The sequence below is a fragment of the Streptomyces sp. NBC_00503 genome, from assembly GCF_036346895.1.
Lineage (GTDB): Bacteria > Actinomycetota > Actinomycetes > Streptomycetales > Streptomycetaceae > Streptomyces.
This window is the reverse complement of record NZ_CP107855.1, coordinates 869846-896549: the sequence shown is the minus strand read 5'-3', so window position 1 is coordinate 896549 and position 26704 is coordinate 869846. Positions and strand designations below refer to the sequence as shown.

Sequence of the window (26704 nt, the reverse complement as noted above, 5' to 3'; positions counted from 1 at the left end):
CCGCATGGAAGACGTGGGCGGTACCCCGGGATCCGTGACCGGCCGCCGGAGCGGGCAGGGGCTCTACCCGTACCGGGTGCGGGGGCGGCGGCGCAGCGGGACGGTGCTGTGGCGGCCGGGCCTGCGCGACGGCGAGCCCGACGAGGTGTTCGCCGTCCCGCACGGGAACGCGGCCGGGGACACGGCCGGGGACGGAGGCGGGGCCGGGTGGCGGGTGCCGGTGTTCACGACCGGGCGCCAGCCCGGGCCGTACACCCGCCGGCACGGGCTGCGGCTGGTGACGGCCGAGGCCAACGTGCTGGAGCTGGTCAGGGCCGAGCGCTGGCTCGCCGACCCGGTCCGCCGCGCCGTGCCCGCGGGCGACGTGCTCGGAGCCTGGAACTTCTTCGAGGACCTCGCCCGCGGCCTGCGCACGGTCGACGCGCTGCCCTCGCAGGGAGCGGTGCACGACAGCGCGTACGACAAGCTGTTCGGGGACGAGTGCGACGAGTGGACCCCGGCCGAGCGGGCCTGCGTGCTGGAGCTGCTCACGGCCGGGACGGCGCTGTGGAACACCTGCCCGGTGGTCGTCCGGCCGCGCTGAGGGAGTCAGGGCTGCGGGTGCGGGGCCCGCTCCGCGTCCAGCAGCTCCTGCAGCCGGGGGACCGCGAAGTCCACCAGGGCGGGCACGGGCAGGAGGCGGCAGGGCGCGCCGCCCACCCGCGACTGCGCGATGCCCGCGTGACGCTCGAACTCGGCGCCCACCACCGGGAAGTGCGTGTCGTTGTCGTTGCCCACGTCGGGGGTCTCGACCCAGACCCGCTCCCCGGCCACCTCCATCGGGAACCTCCGCACCCTCAGCCGCGGCCTCGGGGCGAGGGACTCGACGTAGTGGAGGAAGGAGTTGCGGTTGTGGCCGACCCCGATCAGCAGGATGTGCGCACCCAGATCGTGCAGCCGGCCGAACGGAGAGGTCCGGCCCAGCGCGAAGCCGAGCGACTGGCCGGACGTGACCTCGGCCGCCCGGGCGCCCACCGCCGCCACCGAAGCCTGCGGATGTCCGCTGCGCACGCTGTCGGGCAGGGCCCGCAGGGCCTCCGGTACGGAGCCCAGCGCGCGCGTGACCGGCAGCCCCGGGTGGAACAGCGGCACCGCCGCCCGCCGCGCCGCCACCTCGGGGCCGGGCACACCCACGTGCTCCGGGTCCGGATCGGCCACCTCCCAGGTGAACGCGGGTACGGCCACCGTCCCGGAAGGACCCACCGCCTCGCGCAGGCTCGCCACCACCGCGGCGGCTCCGCCGTCCACCCGCCCGAGGCTGGACAGCGACGCGTGCACCATCAGCGCCATGCCCTCCTCGACGCCGGCTTCCCGCCAGCCCGCCACCAGACCGTCCGCTCCCAGCATGAAATGCGCCCTTCCTCACCCCGGGGCACACCGGATCCGTGGTCCCCGCACCGAAAATCGTACGGGGGTCGCGCGAAGCTCCGTAGGGTGGCCGGCATGGCGACCACCGTCCTTTACTGCTCCGATCCGCTGAACGAACGCCGGGTCGACTCCCACTTCGCGGCCGAGGCCGGCGCGCTGCGCGCCGCCGGAGCCGCCACCGCGCTCATCGACCACGACGCGCTGCTCGCCGGGGACGCGGAACGGGCCGTGGCCAGGGTGCCCGCCGGGGCGGGGGAGCTCTGGTACCGGGGCTGGATGATCCCGGCACGGCGGTACGCCGAGCTCGCCGCGGCCCTGCGCGAACGCGGCAGCGCCCTGCGCGTCAGCCCCGAGGCGTACCGGCGCGCCCACGAACTGCCCGGCTGGTATGAGGCGTTCGCCGGGCTCACCCCGCCCAGCGGCTGGCTGGCGACCGCACCCGGGAAGACCCCCGACCCGGCGGAGCTCGCGGAACTCGCCGCGGCCCTCCCGGCCCGCTCCGGCATCGTCAAGGACTACGTCAAGTCCCGCAAACACCAGTGGGCCGAGGCCTGCCACCTCCCCGACCTCGCCGACCGGGCCGCCGTCCACCGGGTGGTGAGCCGCTTCGTGGAACTCCAGGGCGAGGACCTCTCGGGAGGAGTGGTGCTGCGCGCCTTCGAGCACTTCACGGCGGCCGGGGACGCGGCCACCGAGGTACGGGTGTGGTGGCGCGGCGGCGAACCCCGCCTGCTGACCGCCCACCCCGACAGCCCGCACGCGGAGTTCCCGCCGCCGGAGCTCGGCCCGGTACGGGCCGCGGTTTCGGCCCTGGACTGTCCCTTCGTCACCACCGACCTCGCCCTGCGCGCGGACGGGGTCTGGCGGGTGGTCGAGGTCGGGGACGGACAGGTGAGCGATCTGCACCGGCAGGCCGATCCGGCGGCGTTCGCCCACCTCCTGACGGCCGGTTAGGCAGGGCTGCACACGCCCTTCGCATCTGGTACAACACCGGACATGACGGGATTCGAGATCAACGGCGCGAGCGCCGCGGACATGGCGCTGATCCGGGACTGGGCCGACGAGGAGGGCTGGAACCCGGGGGACTCCGACCGGTTCGCGTTCGCCGTGGCCGACCCGGCCGGCTTCCTCGTCGGCCGGCTCGGCGGGGAGCCCGTCGCCTGCATCTCGGCCGTCCGGTACGGGGAGGGCTTCGGCTTCATCGGCTTCTACATCGCCCGCCCCGAAGTCCGCGGCCAGGGCTACGGCATGCGGCTGTGGAAGGCCGGAATGCAGCGGCTCGACGGGAGGCTCGTCGGGCTGGACGGAGTGGTCGAGCAGCAGGACAACTACCGCAAGTCCGGTTTCCGCTCGGCCTGGAACAACGTCCGCCACGAAGGCGCGCCGCGCGCCGCCGCCGCTCCCGCGGACGGGGCGGAACCCGGGAAGGCGTCCACGACCGCCACCGGGGTGGAGATCGTGGACGCGGCCACCGTGCCCTTCGGGCAGCTCGCCGCCTACGACCGCAGGTTCTTCCCCGCGCCCCGTGACGCCTTCCTGGCCGCCTGGATCGGACTGCCGGGCCGGACCGCCCTCGCCGCCGTCCGGGACGGCCGGATCGAGGGGCTCGGCGTGATCCGGCCGTGCAGCGGCGCTTCGCGGGTCGGCCCGCTCTACGCCGCCTCCCCGGCGGTGGCCTCGGCCCTGCTGCTGCGGCTCGCGGAGCACGCCCCGGACGGGGTGGTCGCCGTGGACGTACCCGACGCCCACCCGCGCGCCACGTCCCTGCTGGCCGGTCTGGGACTTGACCCGACCTTCGAGGCGGCCCGGATGTACACCGGCCAGGAACCGGACGTGGACCTGACCGGCATGTACGGCGTGACCAGCCTCGAACTGGGCTGACGGGGGCGGGGGCGGGGGCGGAGCAGGCGGTGGGCCCGGCTCGGGCTCGGGGTCAGATGCCGAACAGCAGGCCGGTGCTGTTCCGCAGCCCGCACGAGTTGGCGTAGGTGTACGAGTAGGTCAGGTGCCGGCCCTGCCACACCCCGTCGGCCGTCACCGTCACGGGGGCCCACTCCCTGGTACACGCCGCGTCCGCGCGGGGCTCGGCGAGTGCGTCGAGCTCGGGTCCGTTGGCCCGTAACTCGGCGCAGGCGGCGGCCGCGGCCGGGTGCGTTCCGCCGGGCCGGGGCGCGCAGGTGAGGGTGGCCGCGCGCAGCACCGTACCGTCGGTGGCACTGGAGCCGTCCGTGACGGTCAGGACGAGTGCGGACGGTGCGTAGAGGACTTCGGTGCCGGTCGGTGCGGCGCCGGCCGCGCCGGACCCGGCCAGGGCGGTGAGGGCGGCGAGCCCCATGGCGGCGGACGAAAGCCCCAGACTCCTGGTGATGGACCGCATGTCGAACACTCCTAGCGTCGTTGCGTCGGATAACGGACGGGAGTCTTGCCCATGCGGAAGCGGAACGCCCGTTCGCACCTCTACTTCTCGTCACCGAACGCGCACGCATGACCGCAGACCGCAGCGGTGCCCGGGCGCTGACCTGTGGGGCAACGCCCGGCGGAATCGGCCGAACACGCTCGGTAATCCAGGTCTCCGGCTGTGGCTCGCGGCTCGCGATCGGACGGCGGAGCGCGGAGGAGGTCGCGGACGAGAGGGCGGACGAGGGGGCGGGCGGTCCTCCCGGGCCGGCACCGGCTATATTCCGGTCCGACGTTCCGACATGCGGAGATGGCGTGCAGAAGATGGCTGAAGTTGCCGGGGCCGCCGCCTCGTCCGACGGCGCCGCCGTCCGCGAACCGGTCGCCGGCTGGGTGTACCTGTGGGCCATGGCGATGGCCGTGTGCGGTGTCGTGATCCTGGTCGGCGCCGGATGGCTGGACGCGGCGGCGGTGCATGCCTGGCGGACCGTCTGCCTCGCCGTCATCGTGCAGGCGCTGCCGTTCCTGCTGCTCGGCACGGCGCTGTCCGGTGCCATCAACGCCTTCGTGCCCGAGGGCGTGTTCACCCGGGTGCTGCCCAAGCGGCCGGCGCTCGCCGTCCCGGTCGCAGGCCTGGCCGGAGCGGTCCTGCCCGGCTGCGAATGCGCGTCGGTCCCGGTCGCCAACAGCCTGATCGGCCGAGGAGTCACCCCGGCCGCGGCCTTCGCCTTCCTGCTGTCCGCCCCCGCCATCAACCCCGTCGTGCTGACCGCCACGGCCATCGCCTTTCCCGGCAGCCCCGCCATGGTCCTGGCCCGGCTCCTCGCCTCGCTCGCCACCGCCGCGGTGATGGGCTGGCTCTGGCTCTGGCTGGGCCGCGAGGAGTGGCTGCGTCCTGCCGCGCGGTACACCGGTCATCAGACGGGGCGCAGCCGCTGGAGCGAGTTCCGGCTCGGTTTCCAGCACGACTTCCTGCACGCCGGGGGATTCCTGGTCCTCGGGGCGATGGCGGCGGCCACCTTCAACGTGGCGGTCCCGCGCTCGGTCCTCGACGTGGTCTCCGGCTCGCCCTGGCTGTCCGTGCTCTTCCTGGCGGCCCTCGCCATCGTCCTCGCGGTGTGCTCCGAAGCCGACGCCTTCGTGGCGGCCTCGCTCACCGGCTTCTCGCCCATGGCGCGGCTGGCGTTCATGGTGGTCGGCCCGATGGTCGACCTGAAACTCATCGCCCTGCAGGCGGGCACCTTCGGCCGGCCCTTCGCGGTCCGCTTCTCCACCGCCACGACCGTCGTGGCGGTGCTGTCCAGCGTCCTGATCGGAGGAGTGCTGCTGTGAAACGGTCGGCGCAGGCGTTCCTGCTCCTCCTCATCGGCTCCGGCCTGCTGCACGTCTCGCTGTTCACCGATCTGTGCCTGAGGTACGTCAAGCCGGGCATGCGGCCCGTACTGATCGCCTCCGGTGTCCTGCTGCTGGTGCTCGCGACGGCGGACGTCTGGCCCCGCATCGGACCGAACGCGCGGCGCGGGGCCACGAAGACCCACGAGCACGCGGCCGACGACGGCGACGAGCCCGACGATGTGGCTCAGCCCGCACACGGCCACGGCCACGACCATTCCGGCGTCCCCCGGGTGGCCTGGCTGCTGTTCCTGCCCGCCCTGAGCCTGCTCGTGTACGCCCCGCCCGCCCTCGGCTCGTACACCGCCTCCCGCGAGACCGCCAAGGTCGTCGTCACGGAGCAGCAGACCTTCGAGGCGCTGCCCGCCACCTCACCGCTGCCGATGACCCTCACGCAGTTCACGCGACGCGTGCAGCAGGACAGCACCCAGGCCATAAGCGGGCGGACGGTCCGGATGAGCGGCCTGGTCACGCTCGGTCAAGGGCATGACGGCTGGTACCTCACCCGGATCCTCATCTCGTGCTGCGCCGCGGACGCGCAGTCCGTAAAGGTCCGCATCCACGGCGCACCCTCCCTGCCCGCCGACACCTGGGTCTCGGTCACCGGCACCTGGCACCCCGGCGGCACGCTCGGCACACAGTCCGCCCCGGCCGAACTGGACGCCAGCACGGTCGAGAAGATCGACCGGCCGGTCAACGGGTACAGCGACAGCCTGCCGATCGCCCCCTCGCGTTGAAGGCTCGCTGACGGCACTCCTCCTGCGCGTCAGCTCGCGGCGGCGCGCGGGGCGTACAGGTCGAGGAGGCGGGTGCGGGTCTGGTGGAGTCGCAGGGCCAGGACGCGGCCGACCCAGTGGCCGATGGCGGAACCGAAGGCCGGGTCGGCGTCCATGAGCATGCGGACGGTCGTGGCGTCGAACTCGTAGGCCCGGACCGGGGTCATCGCCTCGGCGCCCAACTGCCACACGTACGGGGCGAACAGCCATGACCAGCCCACCAGCTCGCCGGGGCCCAGGCTCTCGATGGGAGTGGGGCGGCGGCCGGGTACGGGGATCTCGAGCGTCACCGTGCCGGAGCGCACGATCCAGAAGGATTCCGCCCGGGTGCCCTCGTCGAAGATCCGCGCACCCTCGCGGAAATTGACCTCACGGGCGTGGGACATGAGCCGTCCACGATGCTCGGTGGACAGGACGGCAGCGATCCGGATGGGGGAAGGTGTGCTCACGACGGCCTCCGATCGGGACCCCCCGCTCCCCCCAGTGTCGCCGACGCAGGGCCGATTCGAAGCTCGGTGTCGGGAGGATGAACCCATCAGGCCCGGAACAAACCCCTCCGGTCAGAACGGGCTGCTACTGCGGGGGCTCCGGACGCCCCGCCTAGTCCTCCGCGCCGGCCTCCAGGCAGGCCAGCTCCATGGCATCGAGGACCGCCTCGTGGCTGCGGCTGCTCAGCTCCGCGACGTTCTCGATCTGCGCCGTGGCCCAGGCCGCCAGCGTCATCACCAGCACGCGGAGCCCGTCCGTGCCGAACTCGGCCAGGATCTCGTCGGCGGTGATCATCGCTTCCTCGGGCACCTGCTCCGGCGGTTCGAGCCCGACGAGCCCGCGGAGCAGGCCCAGGGTGCGGCGTGAGATCTCCGGCGTCATCCTCGCCAGCCGCATGTCTTCTTCTTCGTCCATCCCGCCCCACCCCTTCGGTCCCGCGCCGTCCCCCCAGGGCACGGTAGAGGGCGCGGCCCCGAGTGGGGCGGCAATCGTGAGAACCGGTCCTGCGTCTCCCGTCCTCGTCCCCCGTTTCCCGGCCCGTGCGTCCCGTCGGTCCGCTCACTCGCCTCCCCGTCCTGCGTCAGCCGCCGGACCGGTTCGCGGTGGATGCCTCCCGGGTCGTCGCGGGCAACAGGAGTCCTGCGGTTTCCTCGTGGTTCCCGCGCCTCGCCCACTCCAGCGGTGACAGCCCGCTGCCGCCGTCCTCGCGCAGGTCCGGATCGGCCCCGTGCGCGAGCAGCGCGCGTACCGTTTCGGTCTCTCCCCAGGACGCGGCCGCGCACAGCGGCGTCCCGTCCGTCGGGCCGCCGCTCTCGGCGTCGGGGTCGGCGCCGTGCGCGAGGAGCCGGCGTACGGCGTCGGGGGCGCCCCGCACGGCTGCCGCGTACAGGGCTGTCGTGCCCTCCGGGTCCCGTGCGTCGGGGTCCGCTCCCGCCCGCAGCAGAGCGGTGACGCGGGCATCGGGGCCGAGCGCGGCCGCCGCGACGAGGGCGCGGGAGAGCCGCTTCTGGGTACGCCGCTTCATGTCCGCGGCGCCTTCGTGCCGCCGAGCCGCTCGCCGAGCGCGGGCAGGCCCGGCCCCGACAGCAGGGGCAGCGCCGCGGAGTGCCGGCCGGTCACCAGCAGCAGGAGCGCGGAGACCGGGCCCTCCACGACCGGATCCCTGTCGCCGCCGGAGCCGGCGACCGACCAGTCGCAGTCCGTGGCCGCCAGGCGGAAGCCCGCCAGCCGCCGCCGGGCGTGGAACGGGAACCCCATCGACCAGGCCCGCTGCGCGGCGGTCGCCGCCGCGTCGGTGGGCATCGGGCGGGTGCGGCCCAGGGGGACGGTGATGTCCTGCCCGTGCACCAGGATGTCGAGCATCGGTTCCAGGAGGGTCACGCCCGGTGCCTTGCGGCGGGATCCGGCCATCGCGCGCAGCCGGGGCGCGTACTCCGGGACCGGGCGCACGGATTCCCGTACGGCGGTGTCGTGGATCATGCGGTCGAAGCTGCCCCGGGCCCGCACGGTGGCCACCAGTGCCGGGAAGAGGCCCAGGTGGGCCAGGGTGAGATGGGCTACGACGTCACGCACCCGCCACCCCGCGCAGAGGGACGGGGCCTCCCATTCCGCCGGGCTCAGGTCGTCCAGGAGGTCGGCCAGGGAGAGCCGCTCGCTGTCGATGGTCCGCCATACGTCGTCGGGGTTCATTCGGACCGTGCCGGTCATGTCGATCGACCTCCTGCTCCTGCTGACGACATCCCGTGCAATGGAATTTGGTCAGCCTCTCTGTCTAATATTGGTCAGAGAGACTGACTGAGTCAAGGGTGGTGCGAGATGGCCGGGGACGAGGGCGAACTCAACCTGGGACTGCTGTGCTTCATCGCCTACCGGGCCATGGAATCAGGCGTCTTCGACGCCCTCGCGGCGGCCGGCTACGACGATCTCACCGTCGCCCAGGGCCGCGTCTTCGCGCGCATCGGACCGGACGGCACCCGGGTCACGGACCTGGCCGAACAGGCCCGGATCACCAAGCAGACCGCGGGTTTCCTCGTCGAACAGCTGGAGCGGGCCGGCTACGTCCACCGCACTCCCGATCCGACTGACGCCCGCGCCCGGCTGGTCCGCATCGCGCCCCGCGGCGAGGCCGCCGTGGCCGTCGCGCGGGCGGCGGAGGCCCGGGTCGACGGGGAGTGGACCCGCCACCTCGGCGCGCGGGGCACGCGAGAGCTCCGCAGCGCCCTCACCCGGCTCCGCGAGGTCGCCGACCCGTACCGGTGAGCGTCCCCCGGTGCGGGTCCGGGGTCGGGGCCACGTGCGGCAGCCGCCGTTACGGCCGGGCGCCGTGGTGGACGTGGTGGACGTGGGCCAGTACCTGCCGGAGCAGGGCGGCGACGTGCGCGTCGTGGAGTTCGTAGACCACGCTGCGCCCGTCGCGCCCGTCGCGCCCGTCGCGCCTACCGCGCCTGCCGGTCACGAGGTCGAGGTGGCGCAGGAGCCGCAGGTGGTTGGAGACGGTGGGCTGGCCGAGGGCGAGGTCCTCGGCCAGTTCACCGACCGAGCAGGGGGCCTGGAGCAGGCGGGCGAGGATGCGGATCCGGGCCGGTGAGGCCAGGCCCTGCATGACCTCGGCGAGCGCGCCGAGCTCATCAGCGCCCTGCTCGCCCTCACCGTCCACCTCACGGGTCTGACCCTCCAGCTCACCGGCTACGGCGGCGGCCCCGCCCCAGGGGCCCGCTTCGTCGCCGCGTACGTCTTTGGCGGGTTCTTCACCCTCCGCGAGGCCGTCACCGCCGTGCGTGCGGGCCGCTTCCAGGTCGACTTCCTCATGCTCGTCGCCGCGGCCGGCGCCGCCGCCATCGGCCGCTGGGAGGAGGGCGCCGCCCTCCTGGTCCTCTTCAGCCTCGGTCACGCCCTGGAGGGCTACGCCATGGGCCGCGCCCGCCGCTCCATCGAAGCGCTGGGCGCGATCGCCCCGCGTACCGCCCTTGTGCGGCGGGGAACCGCCGCTCCGGCGGAGGTGTCGGTGGAGGAACTCGCGGTCGCGGACACCGTCGTGGTCCGCCCGCACACCCGCGTCCCGGCCGACGGGTTCGTCGTCGTGGGCGCCAGCAGCGTCGACCAGTCGCCCATCACCGGCGAGAGCGTCCCCGCCGACAAGACACCGGTCGCCGATCGGACCGCCGCCCTCGCCGACCCCGGCGGGATCGGCCCGGACAGCCGCGTCTACGCCGGCACGGTCAACGGAGCAGGGGCCCTCGACGTGGTCGTCACCCGGCTCGCCGCCGAGAACACCCTGGCCAGGGTCGTCCGGATGGTCCAGGACGCGGAGGGGCGCACCTCGCCGACGCAGCGGTTCACCGAGCGCTTCACGAAGTTCTTCGTACCGGGTGTGCTCGCGCTCGTCGCCGTACTGCTCGCCGTCGGCGCGTTCACGGCGGAGCCCTTCGCCGACACCTTCTACCGCGCCATGGCCGTCCTCGTGGCCGCCAGCCCATGCGCCCTGGCCACCCCCGCCGCCGTCCTCAGCGCGGTCGGCAGGGCGGGGCGCCGCTGGAGGAGTTCGGCCGGATGCGGACCATCGCCTTCGACAAGACCGGCACCCTGACCGAAGGCCGCCCCCGCCTCACCGAGATCGAGCCCGCCTACGGAGCCGGGCGCGAGGAACTGCTGCGCACCGCCGTGGCCGCGCAGCGGCTCAGCGACCACCCGTTGGCCCAGGCCGTCGTCCGCGACGGCTCCGGACTCCTGACGCGGGCGGCCACCGGGCCGCGGGCCGCCACGGGTCCAGAGACCGGCACCGCCCCTGAGGCCGTCAACCTGCGGGCCGTCATCGGGCGCGGGATCGCCGCCGAGCTCGACGGCGAGCCGGTCCACATCGGCAGCCTGGCCTACGCCGACAGCCTCGCGGGTCCGCCCGTCCCGGCCGCGCTCCGCGAGCGCACGCAGGCCCTCACGAGCACCGGCCGCACCACCATGCTGGTCCGCCGGGGAGACCGCTGGCTCGGCACCCTGGGCCTGATGGACGCGCCGCGCGGCCCCGGACCCGGACCTCCTGTGTCGGCGCCGCAGGAGGTCTTTCCAATCCGGTTGCGCCGGGTCCGCCGGACTGGTGATGATCTCCCCATGACGATGCGAAAGGGCGTACTGCGCCCGGGGCTGTGAGCCCCCGACCGCCGGGCCCTCGCGGCCCGGCCGACCGTGTTGACGCCTGGCTCGCGGAGGCCGTGCGCGAGGATCCGGGCAACACCGCCCTCTGGGAGGCGCGGAGTTCGGTTTTCAAGGCCGTCGAGGGCGACCGCAGCGGCCCGGAGACGGCCCGGCTCGCCTCCCTGACCACCGATGCACGTGCCGGCGTACGGCTGCTGGCGCTGGGGCTGTTCACCGACCTGGCGTCCTGCACCCCTGACTGGCCCGCGGCGGCCGGGGCCGCGCTGGCCCGGCTGTCGGATCCCGAAGAACCGGTACGGCGCGCGGCCGCCTGGCTGCTGGCCGAGGCGGACCGGGGCCGGGCCGTGGAACTGCTGACCGGCCCGGTGGACGGGCCGGTCCCGCTGGACGCGGTGGCGCGGCTCGCGCTCGCCGAGGCCCTGCTCGTGAGGGGCACCGGGCGCGTCGAAGGCGACGAGGGCCTGGCGGAGCGGCTGCGCACCGACCCCGATCCGGCGGTCAGACTGCGCGTGTCCCCGGCCCCGGACAGCCCCGCGGTACTCGCGGACCTGGACGCCGCCGGGATGCGGATCGGCCGTGCCGGGGGCCGGCTGGAGTGGCGGATCGGCACCCTGTGGGGGCTGGCCGCGCGGCGCTCCGATGCCGAGAGCGCCTGTTACGCCCGGGTGGCGATGCTCGCGGCCCGTCCGATGCCGGTGACCAGGCAGGCCGCCGTGGACATGGCCGGGGTGGCACTGCGCCACTGGCGGGCGGCCCCGGCGGCACTCGCGCCGCACCTGCGGCCGCTGCTGAGCGACCCCTGGGCCAGGGCGGGGGCCCTCGCGGTCCTCGGAGCCTCGCTGGAGGCCACCCGGCTGTGCCGGGAGGAACTGGCGGCGGAGCTGACGGCACCGGTCGCGCCGGCCGCACCGGTCGCACCGGCCGAGCCCGGCCGGGAGTCCTGGGGAGGCTCCCGCCGCGAGACGGCCACCCTCGCGCTCTCCAGGATCGGGGACGTACGAGCGCTGCCCGAGCTGTGCCGGATGGTGCGGCACGGAGGCCTAGGGGTGGGGGAGGCCGTGCGAGGGCTGGCCGACGTACCCGGTACGGACCTCGCCCCGCTCGTCGCGGCGGCCACGGAGCTCCTCGACCGGTGCGGGGAGGACGGGAACGCCCGGGCGCTCGACGTGCTGGCCGCGTGCGGAGCGGCCTCGGCCCCCGCCGTCCCGCAACTCGTCCGGCTGCTGGGCTCGGTGGCCCGGGCCGATGACGGCCCGGGCACCCGCCCGCGCCCCGGCCCCCGCCCCGTACGGTTGACCCAACTGGTCTTCCTGCTCGGGCAGATCGGCCCGGAAGCGGCCCCCGCACTGCCCCTGCTCGAAGCCCTGGCCGCGGAGGGGCGAGGGGAACGGGCCGGGCTCACCACCATGGCGCTGATCCGGATCTCCGGGGAGCGCCGGCGGGCCGAGGAGGCCTTCGCGCGACTGGGCGACAGCCCGCGCGAAGTCGCGACGGCCGCGAACCTCCTGGAATGGCTGGCCGGGCACGGCGGGCTGGAGCCCGGCCACGTGGCGTACCTCCGGGAGAAGACCGCCGACGGGCCGCACGCGCACCCGCGGCTGCTCGCCGCCCTGTGGCGGCACGCGGGGGCGGAGGCGGATGGGGCGGCCGAGGCGGCCGGAACCCTTCTCGACGCGCTCCTGAACCCTTCCGGGAGCAGCGAACTCAACCTCCACGCTTGCCGGATCCTGACCGGAATGGGCCCCGCGGCGGCCCGGGCCGTACCCGCGCTGACCGCCGTGACGGAGGGGCGCATCCGCCTGCCCGAGTACACCGGCGACGAGGACGAGGACATGCGGGAGGACGAGCGGCTGCTCGGGGCCGCACACGAAGCCCTGCGGCGGATCGGTGAGACGGCCTAGTGCCGCGTCAGGCCGTACCGGCCGCGCGGACCTTGGCGAGCGCGCCGGGGCGGGGGACGTCGTCCACCGTGAGACAGATGCCGAAGACGCGGTCGTGGCCGGTCCATCCGTTGACGTGGCCGCGGTTGTTGGAGATCTGGACGCGGCGCCGCGGCGCGTCCACCGCCGTCACCAGGTGCAGGTACACCGTGCCGGAGACCCGGGCCAGGACGATGTCCCCGGGTTCGAGGAGGGCGGGGTCGGCCGGGGCCACGCGGACCCGTTGGCGGCTGCGGACGAGCGGCACCATCGAGGTTCCCGTCGGCCGGAACTCCACCGTCGAGCCCTCGCGGACGCGGTCTGCTTGTACGTCGAGCATGCCCATCGGGTGAGTGTGCCCCTGCGTTACCGCGCAGGGGTACCGAATTTCGGCCGCCCCGTCAGGAGGCGGGCGGCGGCTCCACCTCCAGGAATCGGCGCCGGCGCGGGCCGCGGTACAGCAGGCAGACCCATCCCAGCGGTTCGAGCACCGCCGCGCAGGCCGTCAGGCGTTCCTGTTCCTCCTCGGCCGCGCCGCCGCCCGGCGGGCCGAGCCAGGTCACCTCCACGCGGTCCTCCCCGGATGCGGCCGGACCCACCCGGTATCCGGTACGGATGCGCCGGACCTCGGCGTCCTGGGGATCCTGCGGGTCCTGCGGATCCTGTGCCGACGCGGGGATCCCCGCCGCCTCCAGTACGAGGGCCACCGCGCGCGGCATCAGGCGCAGCTCCCAGGGGGCGGGAACCGCGGCGCCCGCCGGACCGTTGACCAGTCGGCGGATCTGCAACAGCCCCTCGTACGCGGTACGGAGCTCCGCCGCCCGCCCCGCTTCGGGTGGTGGCGGGCCGTCGCCGCTCGCCGGTTCGAAGCTCTGCCCGGGTGTGGTCACTTGGCCCTGCCCCCTATGGTCGTTCAGTCCGTGGGTCTGTGAGTCAGTGGGCCGTGGGCCGTGGGCCGTGGGCCGTGTGCCGGTGGGCCCGTGAGTCCGTGGGGCCGCGTCTGAGTACCTCACACCCAACAGCCTGAGTATCCGCCCCGATTCCCCGGCGCGCCCCCGCTGATCGAATGGGGACATGACCTTCGAGACCGCCTCCGCCGCCACTGCCGCCGCCACCGCGCGCACCGCGAACCGCCCGCGCGTACAGCAGCGCGTGACCACCGCCGGTTCGGCGCTGGCCGTGGCGCTGGTTCCGCTCGTGGTCGGAGTCCTGGTCGCCAAGGGGCTCGCCGCCGACGCCCACGCCCCCGTCAACGCCCTGATCACCGGCGGCGGCCAGCGCGCCGGGCTCCCCCGGGGCGAGTGGGGCCGGCGCGGCCACGACACGATGCGCCGCCTGCGTACGGCCCGGCGGGGTACGGTCCGGGGCACCGTACGGGGCTGCGCCTACGTGTGCGGCCGCCGCCCGGCCGGTCGCTGAGCCCGCAGCCAGGCATCGGCGGCCGCCGGGGAGCGCAGCCGGACCACCCGCAGCGGGGCGAACCGCGCGTCACCGGCCAGCAGGGCGATCTCCGCGCGCCGGGACCCGTGGCGCGACCAGGCCCACCACGCGGGATGGTCGGCGCGCAGCCACTCGCGCCACCGCTCCCGGTTGCCGCCGAACAGCCGCTCCCGCAGCAGGCTGCGGCGCAGCGAGCGCAGCAGCACCCGTCGCATGACGACGTGCCGGGGGTGGTCGAGCCACACCACGGTGTCGGCCCGCCGCCACAGCAGTTCGCGTACGCCTTCGGGCCCGTACGAGTCGAGGACCCACCGCTCGCCCGCCGCGATCCGGGCCGCGTCGGCGGCGTAGGAGGGACTGACGGCCCACCCCGGACCGGCGAAGTGGAGGGCGTCCATTTCGTGGTACGGCAGCCCGAACCGCCGACCCAGCTCCCGCGCCAGAGTGGACTTGCCGGCTCCGCTGATGCCGACCACGAGTACCCGCTGCATCAGCGGAGCCTACCGAGGCCCGTGGGCCGTGTGGGTCTGTCGGTCAGGAGCGTCAGACGCCGAGCGGCTCCTGGAGCTCCGTGACCCACTGGTCGCGGTCCTCGGGGCAGGCCAGGGTCAGTTCGCGGGCGTAGCCGGACGAGCGCTCCCCGTTCGCGTCGATCCACTGGGCCAGGGCCTGTGCCGTCGGCAGCACGGAGTCCATCGAACCCCGGTGCACGACCGTCGCCGCCCGTTCGACGGCGGGCAGCACGACGATCCGCACCTCGCCCCCGAGGTCCTCGGCCCGGACGCCGGCCGCCACCGGCAGCCCGGCGTGGACCAGGACGGCGCCGGGACGCGCCGCGTCCCCGGCGTCCTCGTAGTACGCGACGCCCGGTGCGGTGGGCGTCACCCCGGCGTCCTCGATGCGGCGGCACAGCTCGTCGTAGAGCGGGCCGATGACCGGGGTGATGTCCCCGGGCTCGTAGCTCGCCGCGACCCCGCTCAGTTCGGCGAGGCGGACGGGCGGAAGGCTCTTCACGACGATGTCGATGGAAGACATGGTTCCCTCGTTCTCGATGATCCGGAGCCTCGTCTCGACCTGGGCCAGCCGGGCCGCCGCAGCGGCCATGGCCGACTCCAGTTCCGCCTGCCGCAGCCGCAGCATGCCGCGCAGCTCCTCCGAGCCCACGAGCTCGTCGAGTATCGACCCCACCTGGTCCAGGCTGAAGCCGAGCTCCTTGAGCGCGATGACACGGTTGAGGCGGGCGAGCTGCCCGGCCTCGTAGTAGCGGTAGCCGCTGGCGGGGTCGACACGGGCCGGGCGCAGCAGTCCGAGGGCGTCGTAGTGACGCAGCATGCGGACCGACACCCGGCCGTGCTTGGCGAAGTCTCCGATGGTGAACATGACGCCTTCCAGTGGAGGCCCTGACACGGTGTGAGGGTCAAGCCCGACCAGAATATCCAGTTGTCCTTGCAGGTCAGCGGCCGGACTGGCGAAGGCAGAGGTCCACGATCGACGGCGGTACGGAACCCTCGGCGGCGGCGCACAACTCGTCCAGGCTGGGCGGCGGGGCCGGTTGCCGTCCGGTCCGGGCGGGCGCGGTCTTGGGGGGATGGGGATGGCGCGGGGCGGCGGGCTTCGAACGGTGCTCGGCCCCCTTGCGGGGTGCGTTCGCGGGGCGGCGGGCGGGGTCGGGGCCCGACGCCCCTGGACCGGCGTCGGCGGTGGGCGCGGTGGGGGCGGGGAGCCTGCCGAGGGGCAGCCCGTGCGGATCGGACGCGTTGACCGGACCTCCTGGTCCGGCTGGTCCCGTGGGTCCGGCCGGTGCACCGGCTCCGGCAGAACCTTCCGCAGCGGCGGTATCGGGCGCGTCGGCGGGCGGTACGGAGGCATGCGCGGGCCCGTCGGAAGCCTGCGGGCCGACCGACACGCAGCCGGCGCTCGCGAGCAGCGCGAAGAGGGAGAGGGGCAGGACCCGGCGTAACTGCATCGGACCACCATGCCGCACGGGTGGCCCTGCCCCGTCCCGCGCCCGTGCGTGCGGGTGAGGCCGCGGCGGGCCGGGGGAGGGCCCTGATGCTCCGAAGGCGTTGCCGGAACGGTTCGCCGGGGCCACCCTGATCGTTTCTGCCAGGCCGGGAGGTTTCACCGGTCCGGGAGCACGCGTGCGTGGACGGGGGTGGACCGGAAGGGAAATCCCGGACAAGGTTCGGGATGGGAACGACAGTGCGGATGCCGGGGGAGGCGCGACCTCCGGCGCTCCGAGCTGCCGTACCGGGCCCGCGGACGGGCCTGCCCGGCGGCGCCTGCCCGCCGGGTGGAGGTCCACGGCCCGCCCGCCTGCCCGCCCGTTTGCCCGCTTGCCCGTACGGAGTGCCGACCCATGACCGCAGCTGCCGCGCCCGGCAACGACAGCCCTTCGACGCCTGCCCTCGATTCCGATCGCGATCCCGACCCTGGGCAGACCCCTGAGCCGATACCCGACTCGGTCCCCGAGCCGAGCCCCGAGCCGAGCCCCAAGTCGCCGCCCAAGTCGCCGCCCACGGCGCCGACCCCCGTCGCCCCGGACCCCGCCCGGGCGGTCGCGGGATGGAAGGGATGGGGCGCCGTGGGCGCCGTGGCGCTCGGGATCTTCTGCCTCATCACCTCCGAGCTGCTGCCCGTCGGGCTGCTCACCTCGGTCGGCGCCGAACTCGGGGTGTCCGACGGCACCGCTGGACTGATGGTCACCGTGCCGGGGATCGTCGCCGCGTTCTGCGCACCGCTCGTCACCGTCGGTGCCGGCCGGCTCGACCGGCGCTTCGTCCTGGTCGGGCTGATCGCCCTGATGGCCGTAGCCAACCTCGTCGTCGCCCTCGCCCCGGGGTTCGGAGTGGTCCTCGCGGCCCGGCTGCTCGTCGGGGTCAGCGTCGGGGGCTTCTGGGCCATAGCGGGCGGGATCGCAGTGCGCCTCGTACCCGAGCGGCACGTCGGCCGGGCCACCGCACTCGTCTTCGGAGGAGTGCCCACGGCCTCGGTGCTCGGCGTCCCCGCCGGGACGCTGCTCGGCGAACTCGGCGGCTGGCGCACGGCCTTCGCCGCCGTCGGCGGACTCGGACTGCTCACCCTGGCGGCCCTGCTCCTGCTGCTGCCGCCACTGCCGCCGACCCGACGCATCACCTTCGCCCAGCTCCCCGCTCTCCTCCGGCACAACCGCGGGGTCCGGGCCGGGGTGGCGGTCACCTTCCTGATGGTGACCGGGCAGTTCGCCGCGTACACGTTCGTACGGCCGATCCTCCAGGACGTCTCGGGCGTCGGTGCGGGCTTCGTGAGCACCCTCCTGCTGGGTTACGGAGCCGCGGGCGTGGCGGGCAACTTCCTGGCGGGCGGGCGCGATGCGCACCGTACGCTGCTGGCGGTCGGCGCCTCGCTCGCGGTGATCCTCGCCTTGATCGCCACGCTGTCGGGGGCGGTCGCCGGGACGGTGCTGCTGCTGGCGTGGGGGCTTGCCTTCGGCGGGGTCGGGGTGAGCCTCCAGAGCTGGATGATCAAGGCGGCCCCGGACGAGGCGGAGGTCGCCTCCTCGCTGATGGTCGCGATGTTCAACCTGGCCATCGCGGCGGGCGCGCTCTCCGGCGGGCTCGTGGTCGACGGGATCTCGGTGTCCGCCGCCCCGTTGACCGGAGCCGGCCTGATGGGCCTGGCTGCCGTCACGGTCTGGGTCACCTCCGTATCGCGAAGGGCGCGGGCCACGGTCGCGGCGGCCCCCGCTCAGGTGCTGCCCGCCACCGCCCGGGAGGGTTCCGCGGCCGACCACCGGTAGACCGTGGACCGGGAGGTGACCGTCCGTTATGCGGACGGACGGCGGATCGGCCCGGCGGAGAGCTCGACCCCGAGGGGATGGTTTCGGCGAAGAGTTCGCGTACACATCGGATGGATGGGGCGCATCGGACATCCGGCTTGACCTGGGGCATCCCAGGGGGAAAGAGTGCGCCGGTCGAGCACCACCGTCCGGATCGCTGATCGCGTCGCAGTCCACGTCGCCGTCCGTGCCGCCGGGCGGCAAGCGCCACCGCATGAGCTGCACTTCGGAGATGTCCCACATGTCAATATCCGTCCGCTCTCCGCACCCCTCGGCTGCTATCGGCGGTTCCCCCGCCGTGGCGGCCATCGGCGCCGTGCCGCCGTCGATCGGCGGGGCCGTGGCCCCGGCCGCCGGAACCGGTATGGTCCTGATCGCCCGGCGGCGCAGGGCCTGACCGGCCGGGCAGGGGGCCGGCACCGCACCGCCGCGCCGGCCCCCGCACCCGCCGGGAGACAACCGTGTCCCCAGACCCAGATGAGAGCGGCCCCGCCCCCGCCGACCGCCTGCTCGTACGCCCTTACGTGGCCCCCGCGCCCCCGCCGACCGGGCCGTCGGCCCAGGCCCCGGTGTCGGCCTCCGCACCGGTCCCTCCTTCTGCCGTTCCTGCCGCTGCTTGGCCTCCGACCGGGCCGGTGACAGGTCAGGGCGCGGGCCCGGTGTCGGCTCCGGTGCCCGGTGCGCCCGCCGGTCGGGCACCCGAGGCGGCGCCTTGGTTCGCGATGCCTTCCGCGGCGCCCTCCGCCATGTCCGCCGCGGTGCCGGAGCCGCTGTTTGCCCCCGGGCCGGGGTCCGGGCCCGCTCCGGAACAGACCCGCACTGCCGAGCCCATGTCGACGCCGCCTTCGTCGGCCACCGCGCGGGTGTCCGTGGCCGACCCGCGCAAACAGGGCGGCAGTCGGCTCGCGTTCGCCGTCCTCGCCCTGCTCGCACTCGCCGTGGCGGGCGCTCTGACGCTCCTGCTGAGCGGCCCCGAGCAAGAACCGCCGGGGGCCGTCACGCGGCCCGACCTCTCGGTTCCCGTGCTCCCGGCGCGGAGCCCGGGGGCGGGCGAGGAACCCGCGCCCACGGGTGAGCCCGTAGGCCCGACCGGAACCGGGAGCCCGGCGCGGTCCGCGACGGCCCCGCCCGCCCCCGGTCCGGGGAACAGCGCCGGCCGGGAGCCCGGGCCGTCGGGGTCGACCGGTGCCTCGCCGACGCCCGCGGGGGCCGGGACGCTGCGCCCGGGGGACAGCGGGCCCGAGGTGCGCACCCTCCAGGGGCGGCTGTACGCGCAGGGGTTCACGTACGTCTCCGTCACCGGGGTCTACGACGAACAGACCCGGCGCGGCGTCACCCAGCTCCAGCAGAACCGGAGCATCAAGGGCGACCCGCAGGGCGTCTACGGCCCGAACACGCGGGCGGCTTTCGCGAGCGACTAGGTCGGGCCGGGCTCAGCGTCCGCCCGCGACGCGGAGGACCGTCCCGGTCGTGTAGGCCGAGTCCGGGGACAGCAGCCAGGCGATGGCCGCGGCGACCTCTGTGGGCTGCCCGGCCCGCCCGAGCGGGATCTCGGCGGCCGCGAGCGCAGGGCGGTCGGGGTCGCCCATGGCGGCGTGCATGTCGGTGTCGATGATGCCGGGCGCCACGGCGTTGACACGGATCCTGTCCGGCCCGAGTTCCTTGGCCAGCCCGAGGGTCAGGGTGTCGGTGGCGGCCTTGGTCGCGGCGTAGTGGACGTAGCGGCCGGGGCTGCCGAGGGTGGCGGCCGCGGAGGAGACGTTGACGATCGCCCCGCCGCCGGACGCGGCCATGTCCCGGGCGGCCCGGCGGCAGCAGAGCAGGTATCCGAAGAGGTTCACGTCCAGTACGCGGCGCAGATCCTCGGTCCGGATGTCGGCGAGGCGACCCGGCGTGCCGGTCACCCCGGCATTGTTGACCAGGCCGGTCACCGCGCCGAACTCGGCCCCGGCGATGTCGAAGAGCCGGTCGACGCCGGACTCCTCGGAGCAGTCGCCGCGCACGGTCACACAGCGCGCGCCGGCTGCCCGTACCCGCTCGGCGGTGGCTTTGGCGGCGTCGTCGTCATGGAGGTAGCCGAGCACGAGGTCGTGCCCGTCGGAGGCGAGCCGGACGCAGGTGGCGGCGCCGATGCCGCGGCTGCCTCCGGTGACGATGGTGACCGGACGACGTGACATGTGAGCCTCCTGTGTAACGCAGTACGAATGCCGTGCCCGCGTCCATGATCGCTGCCCGCGAGCCCGTCGGCGTGGCCGGGGGTGTACCCGCCCACCCTGGCGGGCCGTATGCGCGGGGGTGCCGGATGTTCGGTCGCGCCGACCCCTGTCGCCGGCCCCGTGTCACGTCCGGCACGCACCGGACGCCGCTCCTTGACCCGGAAGCGCAGGCCCTAGCATCGCGATAAGCGATGGACCAGCGGAAATCGTGGGCCGCAGAGTGGCCTCCGATACCTGACGCCTCACCGAGCCGTCACCCAGCCATCAGTAAGCCGACATTTCCGAGGAGCACCGCCATGTCGACTCTGCGGGTCACCGTAGAAGAGCTCGCCGTCCATCCGCACCCGAACGCCGATGCGTTGGAGCTCGCCCAGGTGGGTCTCTACCGGGCCGTCGTGGCCAAGGACGCCTACCGGACCGGCGACTACGCGCTCTACATACCCGAACAAGCCGTACTCCCCGCCGCGTTGATCGACGAGCTCGGGCTGACCGGCCGCCTCGCGGGCGGCGACGCGAACCGGGTCAAGGCCGTCCGGCTACGCGGAGAGCTGTCGCAGGGCCTGGTGTGCCGTCCGCGCGCGCTGGCGGACGTGGATCTCGTCCTGGCGGCCAAAGAGGGCACGGACTTCGCGGAGTTGCTCGGCATCACCAAATGGGCCCCGCCCATCCCGACGACGATGAACGGAGACGTCGAGGCCACCCCCGAACTGCTGCCGTGGGTGGACATCGAGAACCTCCAGCGCTACCCGGACATCTTCGAGCCCGGCGAGCCGGTCGTGCTCACCGAGAAACTGCACGGCACCGCCTGCCTGTTGACGTACCTCGCCGAGGACGGCCGGGTCCTCGTCTCCTCGAAGGGGTTCGGGTCCAAGAGCCTGGGCCTCAAGGAGGACGAGCGCAACCTCTACTGGCGGGCCGTACGAGGCCACGGAGTCCCCGAGGCCGCCGCCGCGCTGGCCGATCGGCTCGGGGCGACCCGGGTCGGGATCTTCGGCGAGGTCTACGGCAGGGGGGTCCAGGACCTGGCGTACGGGACCGAAGTGCACACGGCGGAGACCCCGCCCGCGTACGCGGTCTTCGACGTCTCCGCCGAGATCGACGGACAGGTGCGCTGGCTGGACCCCGCGGAGGTCTTCTCGGACGGTGAACTGCCGCTGGTGCCCAAGCTGTTCGAGGGGCCGTACAGCCTCGATGCGGTGCTGGAGTGGGCGAGCGGACGCGAGACCGTGTCCGGCCGGAGCCTGCACCTGCGCGAGGGCGTGGTCATCCGCCCGGCGGTGGAGCGCTACAGCCCGGTGGTCGGCGGCCGCACCATCGCCAAGGCGGTCAGCCCCGCCTACCTGACGCGCAAGGGCGGCACGGAGTACGAGTGAGCGCGGACCGACCGGTGAGCTGCCGGGCGCGAGCCCCGCGCCCGGCACGCCCACCCGGATTCCCGCCCGCCTATCCTGGCCGGATGCCTCGTGCATGACGTTGCCGCCGAACTGGCCGACAGGCTCGCCGAGTTCAACCCCGGCCCGGCCTTCGACCGCGAGGCCGTGCTGTTCGGTGCTGCGACGCACGACATCGGCAAGACGGTGCATCCCGCCGAGCTGAGCGGGCCGGGGTCCGCGCACGAGCGGGCAGGCCGGGAACTCCTCCTCGCCCACGGGTTCACCCCGGCGCAGGCCCGGTTCGCAGCCACGCACGCCTCCTGGTCGGCGGCCGGGGTGAGCGTGGACGAGCTGCTGGTCAGCGTCGCCGACAAGGTCTGGAAAGGCCAGCGGATCACCGATTTGGAGGACCTCCTCATCGACCACCTCGTGCGGGCGGCGCCCGGCACGGAGCGCTGGGAGGCGTACCTCGAACTCGACGCGCTGCTCGCCCGCATCGCCGAGGGCGCCGACACCCGCCTGGCCTTCCAGGCCGTGCATCCGGTCCACCCGCTCCACGCCTGACCCCGCCCCTGGCTTTGGCCCGGGTTGAGGTTCAGGGAGCGACGGGCTTGTCGGCGGGCTTGTAGATGAAGCCGGTCAGTGGTGCGAGGACCTTCCAGTCGAGCGTTTCGTAGAGCGCTCGGCCCTGGACAGTCGCGCCCAGGGTGCCCGTAGCCGCACCGGTCTCGACGGCCGCGTTGGTGAGGGCCCCCATCACCACCGTCCCGAGCCCCAGGCGCTGGTGAGCCTCTTCGGTGACGATCTGATCGAAGACGCAGGAGGCGCCTGCCAGGCCGATTTGGCCGCGCGCGGCGAGCTCCCCGTCGGCGGCCAGAACGCGCACGCTGATGACCTCGCCGGCGGTCTCGGTGGTGGCCGTGTAACCGTCAGGCGCGCGCACCACGGACGGACGCAGGTCGACGGCCATCAGGAAGCCGGGATCGGTCGGCTCCCACTCGGGCGAGAACCACGGCCCCATGAGGTCCGGTTCCAGAAAGGCCTTGATCCAGGTGGCCGGTTCGGTGATCGCGCCGACGAGCCCGCGGGCGGTCTCGGCATCGGCGTCGAGCAGGACGTGACGGACCACCTGGTCCGTCAGCCCGACCTGGATACTCAGCCCCCACGGCACGTCCACCGGCTTCGGCGTCTGCCGCGAGACGGTCCATCCGTCGACCCATGAGCGCGCGAGATCCCACATCTGGACACCCCTCTGAGTAATGACTCAAATCCGTGTTCGGATATTACACAAGCGCGCCGACAGTCGGCGGCGGATCGCCGCGCAAGCCCAAGGGGGTCCCTGCCGGGGTGGGGGCTTCTCGGCCCGGAGTTGTGTTCCATCTCCGCTTGTTTCGTTAGGCGTTGACAGTCGGTCGGGAGCGCCGGGATCATCTGGGAGAGCGCTCTCCCGGTGATCCCGAATGGTTGGTGTCAAGGTGGACATGTACGACGGCGACGTGGAACGGCTGGCGGACAAGCTGGATGCCGTACAGCGGGTGCGACTGCTCACCGGGGCCGATACCTGGCGGACCCGGCCCGAACCGGACGTCGGGCTGCGGGAGATCGTCTTCTCCGACGGGCCGGCCGGCGTGCGGGGGCCCGGCTGGGACGAGCGGTTCACCTCGGCCCTGCTGCCCTCGCCCACCGCCCTGGGTGCGCTCTGGGACGAGGTGCGGGTCCGCCGCCTCGGCGAGCTGCTCGGGGACGAGGCCCGCCGCAAGGGGGTGTACGTCCTCCTCGCGCCCACCCTCAACCTGCACCGCAGTCCACTCGCCGGACGTCACTTCGAGTGCTTCGCCGAAGACCCGCTGCTCGCGGGGCGTACGGGGGCGGCCCTCATCCGCGGTGTCCAGTCGAAGGGAGTGGCCGCGACCGCGAAGCACTACGTCGCCAACGACTCCGAGACGGGGCGGCTCACCCTCGACGTGAGACTCGACGAGCGCGTGCTGCGCGAGCTGTACCTCGCGCCCTTCGAGGCCGCCGTCCAGGCCGGGGTGTGGCTCGTCATGTCGGCGTACAACAAGGTCAACGGTACGACCATGAGCGAAAGTTCCCTGCTCGCCGACCCGCTCGAGGGGGAGTGGGGCTTCGACGGGGTGGTCGTCTCCGACTGGGGAGGCGTGCGCTCCACCGTGGCCTCGGCCGTCGCCGCGCAGGACCTCGAGATGCCGGGCCCCGGCGGACCGTGGGGCGAGGCGCTGCTGGAGGCCCTGCGCACGGGCCGGGTCCCGGCCGAGGCGTTGGAGCGGAAGGTGCGCAGACTGCTGCGCCTCGCCGGGCGCGTGGGCGCTCTCGGGGGCCTGCCGGCCACTCCTGGGCCTGCCGAGTCGGCGGATCCTGCCGGTCCTGCCGGTCCTGCCGGGTCCGCCCAGGGCGCCGGGTCCGCCGAGTCGCCGGAGCGGTACGTCCGCACGGCCGGGGCCCCGGACCCCGTCGGCGCCCGCGGCTCCGGGAGTTCTCTGCGCGCGGCCGGGCCTGCCGAGGTCACGGACCCCGAACTCGGAATCGACCCCGCCCCCGCCGACAGAGGCATCCGCGTCCGCCAAGAGCTGCGCGCCGCGGCTGCCGCGAGTTTCGTGCTCCTGGAGAACCGCGGCGTGCTGCCCCTGGACCCCGAGGCGCTGCGCAGCGTCGCCGTGATCGGGATGCACGCCGAGGAACCCCGCGTCCAGGGCGGCGGCAGCTCCGAGGTGTTCCCGCAGCGCGTGGTCAGTCCGCTCGACGGGCTGCGGGAGGCGCTGCCGCCCCGGGTCCGGGTCGTGTACGAACCCGGTCCCGCGCCCGAGGGCGGCGGTGGGTCGTCTCCGCTGGGGGCGCGGTACGGCCGCGATCCGGAGAGCGGCGAGCCGGGCGTGCGGCTGCGCGTGCTCGACGCCGCCGGGGCGGTGCTCTGCTCGGAGCACCAGCCGTCCGGGCGGGTCCTGGAACCCGCCCTGCCGCCCGGCGCCCACACCATCGAGCTCGCCGCCGTACTCCACCCCGACGCGACCGGACCCTGGACCCTCGGGCTCGGCGGCTTCGGCGCACTTCAACTCACTGTGAAGGGAACGACCTTGCTCGCCGGCGAGTTCCCGCCCGGGACCGACGATCCGGCGGTCATCCACGTCCGCCCGCCCCAGCACACCGTCCGGGTCCCGCTCACCGCGGGCCGCCCCGTGCACGTCGTCGCCCGCCGCGCGCTCGCCCCCGGCACCGGCCGGGCCACCGTCCTCACCGCCGCCCCGCCGGTACCCGACCCGGCCGGAGCCCTGGCGGCCGCCGTGGCCGCCGCCCGGCTCGCCGATGCCGTCGTCGTGGTCGTCGGCACCACCGAGGGCGGGGAGTCCGAAGGTTCCGACCGCGAGTCGCTGCGACTGCCCGTGCCCCAGGACGAGTTGGTTGCGGAGATCGCCCGCGCGAATCCTCGTACCGTCGTCGTGGTCAACTCCGGCGGGCCCGTCGAACTGCCCTGGCGCGAGGCCGCCGGAGCCGTGCTGCTCACCTGGTTCCCCGGCCAGGAGGGCGGGCACGCCGTCGCCGATGTGCTCCTCGGCCGCGTCGAGCCCGGCGGCCGCCTCCCCACCACCTGGCCGGCCGCCCTCGCCGAGGCCCCCGTACGCACCACGCAGCCCATCGACGGCCAACTCCCGTACGAGGAAGGGCTGCACATCGGCCACCGCGGCTGGCTCCGCACGGGTGCGCAGCCCGCGTACTGGTTCGGGCACGGACTCGGCTACACCACCTGGGAGTTCGAGCGGATCGGAGCACCCGAACCGGCCCCCGACGGAGGGTTCGAGGTCCCCGTGACCCTCCGCAACACCGGCACCCGCGAAGGCCGCCAAGTCGTCCAACTCCACCTCTCCCGCCCCGATTCGGCGGTCGAACGCCCCGTGCGCTGGCTGGCGGGATGGGCGGCCGTGGAGGCGGAGCCGGGGCGGCGGGTGACGGCGTACGTACGGGTCCCCGTGCGCGCGCTCCAGTACTGGAACCCCGGCTCCCGCGGCTGGGTCACCGAACCGGGCCGCTTCGACGTCCTCGCCGGTCGCAGCGCCGGCGACCTCCCGCTGCGGACCGGGCTCGACGTCTGAACGCGGGCGGCTACAGTGCCGCCATGGACGCAACGAGCGCGGGGACCGGGGCCGGAGCCGGGACGGCCCCGACCCTGGAAGACGTGGCGCGCGCCGCCGGGGTGTCCCGGGCCACGGTGTCGCGCGTGGTCAACGGCGTCCGCAACGTGGACCCGGTCATCCAGCAGGCGGTCCAGCAGGCCGTCGCCGCGACCGGGTACGTACCGAACAGGGCGGCCCGCTCGCTGGTGACCCGGCGCTCGGGCGCGGTCGCGCTGGTGGTGTCGGGCGCGGGAGCCGACGCCGACCGGGTGTTCCAGGACCCGTTCTTCGGGCGGGTGGTCAGCGGAGTCGTACGGGCGCTGCGGCCGCGCGGGGTGCACCCGGTGCTGATGTTCGCCGACGGGGAGCAGGACCGGGCGCAGGTGCTGGCGTACCTGGCGCAGGGCGGCGCGGACGGCGTGCTGCTCGTCACCACCGACGGCCACGACCCGCTGCCCGGCATGCTCGCGGCGGCGGCCCTGCCCGCCGTGCTCTTCGCGCGGCCCACGCCCCCGGTCCCGCTGGACTGGGTCGACCTGAGGCACCGCGAGGGCGGGGGGCTCGCCGCGCGGCACCTGCTGGCGGGGGGCCGCCGACGGCTGGCCGCGATCGGCGGCCCGGCGGACGTACCGGCGAGCCGGGAGCGGGTGGCGGGGTTCCGCGAGGCGCTGCCGGGCGGCGGCGCCGCGGTGCGGGTGGTCGAGGCGGACTTCACGCTGGACGGCGGGGAGCAGGCGATGCGGGTGCTGCTGGCCGAACAGCCGGACCTGGACGGGGTGTTCGCGGCGAACGACCTGATGGCGCAGGGCGCCTGCCTGGTGCTGCGCGAGCACGGCCGCCGGATCCCCGAGGACGTGGCGGTGGTCGGCTTCGACGACTCCGCCGCGGCGGTGGCGGCCCGGCCCCGGCTGACGACGGTCCGGCAGCCGGTGGAGGACATGGCGGCGGAGATGGTCCGCCTGCTGCTGGACCGGGTCGCGGGCGTGGCCGCCACGGAGCCGGTGGCGGTGCTGTTCGAGCCGGAGCTGGTGATCCGCGACTCCGGGTGACCGGAGGCCCGGGCGTGCCGGTGGGCCGCTGCGCGGGGCTTCTCCCCGCCCCGCCCTTCCACCGTTCCCCGGGCGAAGCCCGGACCCGATGCAGGGCTGCGCCCGTCCCCGGCTTCCGGGCTGCGCCCGATGCCGGGCTGCGCCCGTGGTGGG

At 74.5% G+C, this 26704-nt stretch carries 31 protein-coding genes; 17 read left to right on the top strand and 14 right to left on the bottom strand.

The window, feature by feature from the left end:
* Positions 1–4: 4 nt before the first annotated feature.
* Positions 5–583 (top strand): hypothetical protein, encoded by a 579-nt coding sequence (locus OG490_RS04215; protein WP_330294924.1) that lies wholly within the window; start codon positions 5–7, stop codon positions 581–583.
* Positions 584–588: 5 nt separating this feature from the next.
* On the opposite strand, the gene OG490_RS04210 is transcribed toward OG490_RS04215, so the two are convergent.
* A complete protein-coding gene (locus tag OG490_RS04210) occupies positions 589–1386 on the bottom strand; it encodes an aminoglycoside N(3)-acetyltransferase (protein ID WP_330294923.1) in 798 nt (265 codons plus the stop codon).
* Positions 1387–1482: 96 nt separating this feature from the next.
* Here OG490_RS04210 and OG490_RS04205 point away from each other — a divergent pair, with 96 nt between their 5' ends.
* Together OG490_RS04205 and OG490_RS04200 are read left to right on the top strand one after the other, a co-directional pair.
* Positions 1483–2361, top strand: coding sequence for an ATP-grasp domain-containing protein (locus OG490_RS04205; protein WP_330294922.1), 879 nt, complete (start codon positions 1483–1485; stop codon positions 2359–2361).
* A gap of 42 nt (positions 2362–2403) precedes the next feature.
* Positions 2404–3288 (top strand): GNAT family N-acetyltransferase, encoded by an 885-nt coding sequence (locus tag OG490_RS04200; protein WP_330294921.1) that lies wholly within the window; start codon positions 2404–2406, stop codon positions 3286–3288.
* Between the two features lie 52 nt (positions 3289–3340).
* Here the strand turns inward: OG490_RS04200 and OG490_RS04195 are convergent, their stop codons facing one another.
* Positions 3341–3784, bottom strand: coding sequence for a subtilase-type protease inhibitor (locus tag OG490_RS04195; protein ID WP_330294920.1), 444 nt, complete (start codon positions 3782–3784; stop codon positions 3341–3343).
* A gap of 428 nt (positions 3785–4212) precedes the next feature.
* Here OG490_RS04195 and OG490_RS04190 point away from each other — a divergent pair, with 428 nt between their 5' ends.
* A complete protein-coding gene (locus OG490_RS04190) occupies positions 4213–5136 on the top strand; it encodes a permease (protein ID WP_330300767.1) in 924 nt (307 codons plus the stop codon).
* Positions 5133–5933: a TIGR03943 family putative permease subunit gene (locus OG490_RS04185; protein WP_330294919.1), complete on the top strand. Its 801-nt coding sequence runs from the start codon at positions 5133–5135 to the stop codon at positions 5931–5933. Before OG490_RS04190 ends, OG490_RS04185 begins: the two co-directional genes overlap by 4 nt.
* A 29-nt stretch (positions 5934–5962) precedes the next feature.
* On the opposite strand, the gene OG490_RS04180 is transcribed toward OG490_RS04185, so the two are convergent.
* The 4 genes from OG490_RS04180 to OG490_RS04165 all read right to left on the bottom strand — a co-directional run bounded on the left by OG490_RS04180 (position 5963) and on the right by OG490_RS04165 (position 8168).
* On the bottom strand, positions 5963–6421 hold the full coding sequence (locus tag OG490_RS04180; protein WP_330294918.1) for a Crp/Fnr family transcriptional regulator: 459 nt from the start codon (positions 6419–6421) through the stop codon (positions 5963–5965).
* Positions 6422–6572: 151 nt separating this feature from the next.
* Positions 6573–6875 carry a hypothetical protein gene (locus tag OG490_RS04175; protein ID WP_330294917.1) on the bottom strand — a complete coding sequence of 101 codons (303 nt, stop codon included), beginning with the start codon at positions 6873–6875 and terminating at the stop codon, positions 6573–6575.
* Between the two features lie 166 nt (positions 6876–7041).
* Positions 7042–7485, bottom strand: coding sequence for an ankyrin repeat domain-containing protein (locus OG490_RS04170; RefSeq protein ID WP_330294916.1), 444 nt, complete (start codon positions 7483–7485; stop codon positions 7042–7044).
* Entirely contained in the window at positions 7482–8168 is a 687-nt protein-coding gene (locus tag OG490_RS04165) for a maleylpyruvate isomerase family mycothiol-dependent enzyme (RefSeq protein ID WP_330294915.1), read from the bottom strand. The genes OG490_RS04170 and OG490_RS04165 overlap by 4 nt, the downstream gene beginning before the upstream one ends.
* 108 nt (positions 8169–8276) lie before the next feature.
* On the opposite strand from OG490_RS04165, the gene OG490_RS04160 reads away from it, so the two are divergent.
* Positions 8277–8720 carry a MarR family winged helix-turn-helix transcriptional regulator gene (locus tag OG490_RS04160; protein WP_330294914.1) on the top strand — a complete coding sequence of 148 codons (444 nt, stop codon included), beginning with the start codon at positions 8277–8279 and terminating at the stop codon, positions 8718–8720.
* Positions 8721–8769: 49 nt separating this feature from the next.
* Here OG490_RS04160 and OG490_RS04155 read toward each other — a convergent pair whose 3' ends face one another.
* On the bottom strand, positions 8770–9117 hold the full coding sequence (locus OG490_RS04155) for an ArsR/SmtB family transcription factor (protein WP_330294913.1): 348 nt from the start codon (positions 9115–9117) through the stop codon (positions 8770–8772).
* Between the two features lie 117 nt (positions 9118–9234).
* Between OG490_RS04155 and OG490_RS04150 the strand changes: the two genes are divergently transcribed.
* The 3 genes from OG490_RS04150 (at position 9235) to OG490_RS04140 (ending at position 12511) form a co-directional block, all read left to right on the top strand.
* Positions 9235–10047: a P-type ATPase gene (locus OG490_RS04150; protein ID WP_330294912.1), complete on the top strand. Its 813-nt coding sequence runs from the start codon at positions 9235–9237 to the stop codon at positions 10045–10047.
* The gene (locus OG490_RS04145) at positions 10011–10604 is read left to right on the top strand and encodes an HAD family hydrolase (RefSeq protein WP_330294911.1); all 594 of its coding nucleotides are present in this window, start codon (positions 10011–10013) and stop codon (positions 10602–10604) included. Before OG490_RS04150 ends, OG490_RS04145 begins: the two co-directional genes overlap by 37 nt.
* Positions 10605–10666: 62 nt before the next feature.
* Positions 10667–12511 carry a hypothetical protein gene (locus OG490_RS04140; protein WP_330294910.1) on the top strand — a complete coding sequence of 615 codons (1845 nt, stop codon included), beginning with the start codon at positions 10667–10669 and terminating at the stop codon, positions 12509–12511.
* 7 nt (positions 12512–12518) lie between these two features.
* On the opposite strand, the gene OG490_RS04135 is transcribed toward OG490_RS04140, so the two are convergent.
* Positions 12519–12875, bottom strand: coding sequence for a S26 family signal peptidase (locus tag OG490_RS04135; protein ID WP_330294909.1), 357 nt, complete (start codon positions 12873–12875; stop codon positions 12519–12521).
* Positions 12876–12930: 55 nt separating this feature from the next.
* Positions 12931–13419, bottom strand: coding sequence for a hypothetical protein (locus OG490_RS04130; protein ID WP_330294908.1), 489 nt, complete (start codon positions 13417–13419; stop codon positions 12931–12933).
* 184 nt (positions 13420–13603) lie between these two features.
* On the opposite strand from OG490_RS04130, the gene OG490_RS04125 reads away from it, so the two are divergent.
* Positions 13604–13948, top strand: a complete 345-nt coding sequence (locus OG490_RS04125; protein ID WP_330294907.1) for a hypothetical protein — start codon at positions 13604–13606, stop codon at positions 13946–13948.
* Here OG490_RS04125 and OG490_RS04120 read toward each other — a convergent pair.
* The 3 genes from OG490_RS04120 to OG490_RS04110 form a co-directional block, all read right to left on the bottom strand.
* Positions 13915–14460, bottom strand: a complete 546-nt coding sequence (locus tag OG490_RS04120; protein WP_330294906.1) for an adenylate kinase — start codon at positions 14458–14460, stop codon at positions 13915–13917. The two genes, OG490_RS04125 and OG490_RS04120, sit on opposite strands and share 34 nt — an antisense overlap.
* Positions 14461–14512: 52 nt before the next feature.
* Entirely contained in the window at positions 14513–15349 is an 837-nt protein-coding gene (locus tag OG490_RS04115) for a MerR family transcriptional regulator (RefSeq protein ID WP_330294905.1), read from the bottom strand.
* 73 nt (positions 15350–15422) lie between these two features.
* Positions 15423–15935 carry a hypothetical protein gene (locus OG490_RS04110; RefSeq protein ID WP_330294904.1) on the bottom strand — a complete coding sequence of 171 codons (513 nt, stop codon included), beginning with the start codon at positions 15933–15935 and terminating at the stop codon, positions 15423–15425.
* A 618-nt stretch (positions 15936–16553) separates the two neighbouring features.
* On the opposite strand from OG490_RS04110, the gene OG490_RS04105 reads away from it, so the two are divergent.
* From OG490_RS04105 to OG490_RS04095, 3 genes are all read left to right on the top strand, one after another.
* Positions 16554–17747 (top strand): MFS transporter, encoded by a 1194-nt coding sequence (locus OG490_RS04105; RefSeq protein WP_443065928.1) that lies wholly within the window; start codon positions 16554–16556, stop codon positions 17745–17747.
* A 271-nt stretch (positions 17748–18018) separates the two neighbouring features.
* Positions 18019–18183: a hypothetical protein gene (locus tag OG490_RS04100; protein ID WP_330294902.1), complete on the top strand. Its 165-nt coding sequence runs from the start codon at positions 18019–18021 to the stop codon at positions 18181–18183.
* A 433-nt stretch (positions 18184–18616) separates the two neighbouring features.
* Positions 18617–19207, top strand: a complete 591-nt coding sequence (locus OG490_RS04095) for a peptidoglycan-binding domain-containing protein (protein WP_330294901.1) — start codon at positions 18617–18619, stop codon at positions 19205–19207.
* Between the two features lie 12 nt (positions 19208–19219).
* On the opposite strand, the gene OG490_RS04090 is transcribed toward OG490_RS04095, so the two are convergent.
* Entirely contained in the window at positions 19220–19963 is a 744-nt protein-coding gene (locus OG490_RS04090) for an SDR family NAD(P)-dependent oxidoreductase (protein WP_330294900.1), read from the bottom strand.
* Between the two features lie 335 nt (positions 19964–20298).
* On the opposite strand from OG490_RS04090, the gene OG490_RS04085 reads away from it, so the two are divergent.
* The gene (locus tag OG490_RS04085; RefSeq protein WP_330294899.1) at positions 20299–21375 is read left to right on the top strand and encodes an RNA ligase (ATP); all 1077 of its coding nucleotides are present in this window, start codon (positions 20299–20301) and stop codon (positions 21373–21375) included.
* Between the two features lie 90 nt (positions 21376–21465).
* Complete coding sequence (locus OG490_RS04080; RefSeq protein WP_330294898.1) at positions 21466–21939, top strand: HD domain-containing protein; 474 nt, start codon at positions 21466–21468, stop codon at positions 21937–21939.
* Between the two features lie 31 nt (positions 21940–21970).
* Here the strand turns inward: OG490_RS04080 and OG490_RS04075 are convergent, their stop codons facing one another.
* Positions 21971–22615: a GNAT family N-acetyltransferase gene (locus tag OG490_RS04075; RefSeq protein ID WP_330294897.1), complete on the bottom strand. Its 645-nt coding sequence runs from the start codon at positions 22613–22615 to the stop codon at positions 21971–21973.
* Between the two features lie 241 nt (positions 22616–22856).
* On the opposite strand from OG490_RS04075, the gene OG490_RS04070 reads away from it, so the two are divergent.
* Both OG490_RS04070 and OG490_RS04065 read left to right on the top strand, forming a co-directional pair.
* Complete coding sequence (locus tag OG490_RS04070; RefSeq protein ID WP_330300766.1) at positions 22857–25481, top strand: glycoside hydrolase family 3 C-terminal domain-containing protein; 2625 nt, start codon at positions 22857–22859, stop codon at positions 25479–25481.
* Positions 25482–25504: 23 nt separating this feature from the next.
* On the top strand, positions 25505–26551 hold the full coding sequence (locus OG490_RS04065) for a LacI family DNA-binding transcriptional regulator (protein ID WP_330294896.1): 1047 nt from the start codon (positions 25505–25507) through the stop codon (positions 26549–26551).
* Positions 26552–26704: the final 153 nt, after the last annotated feature.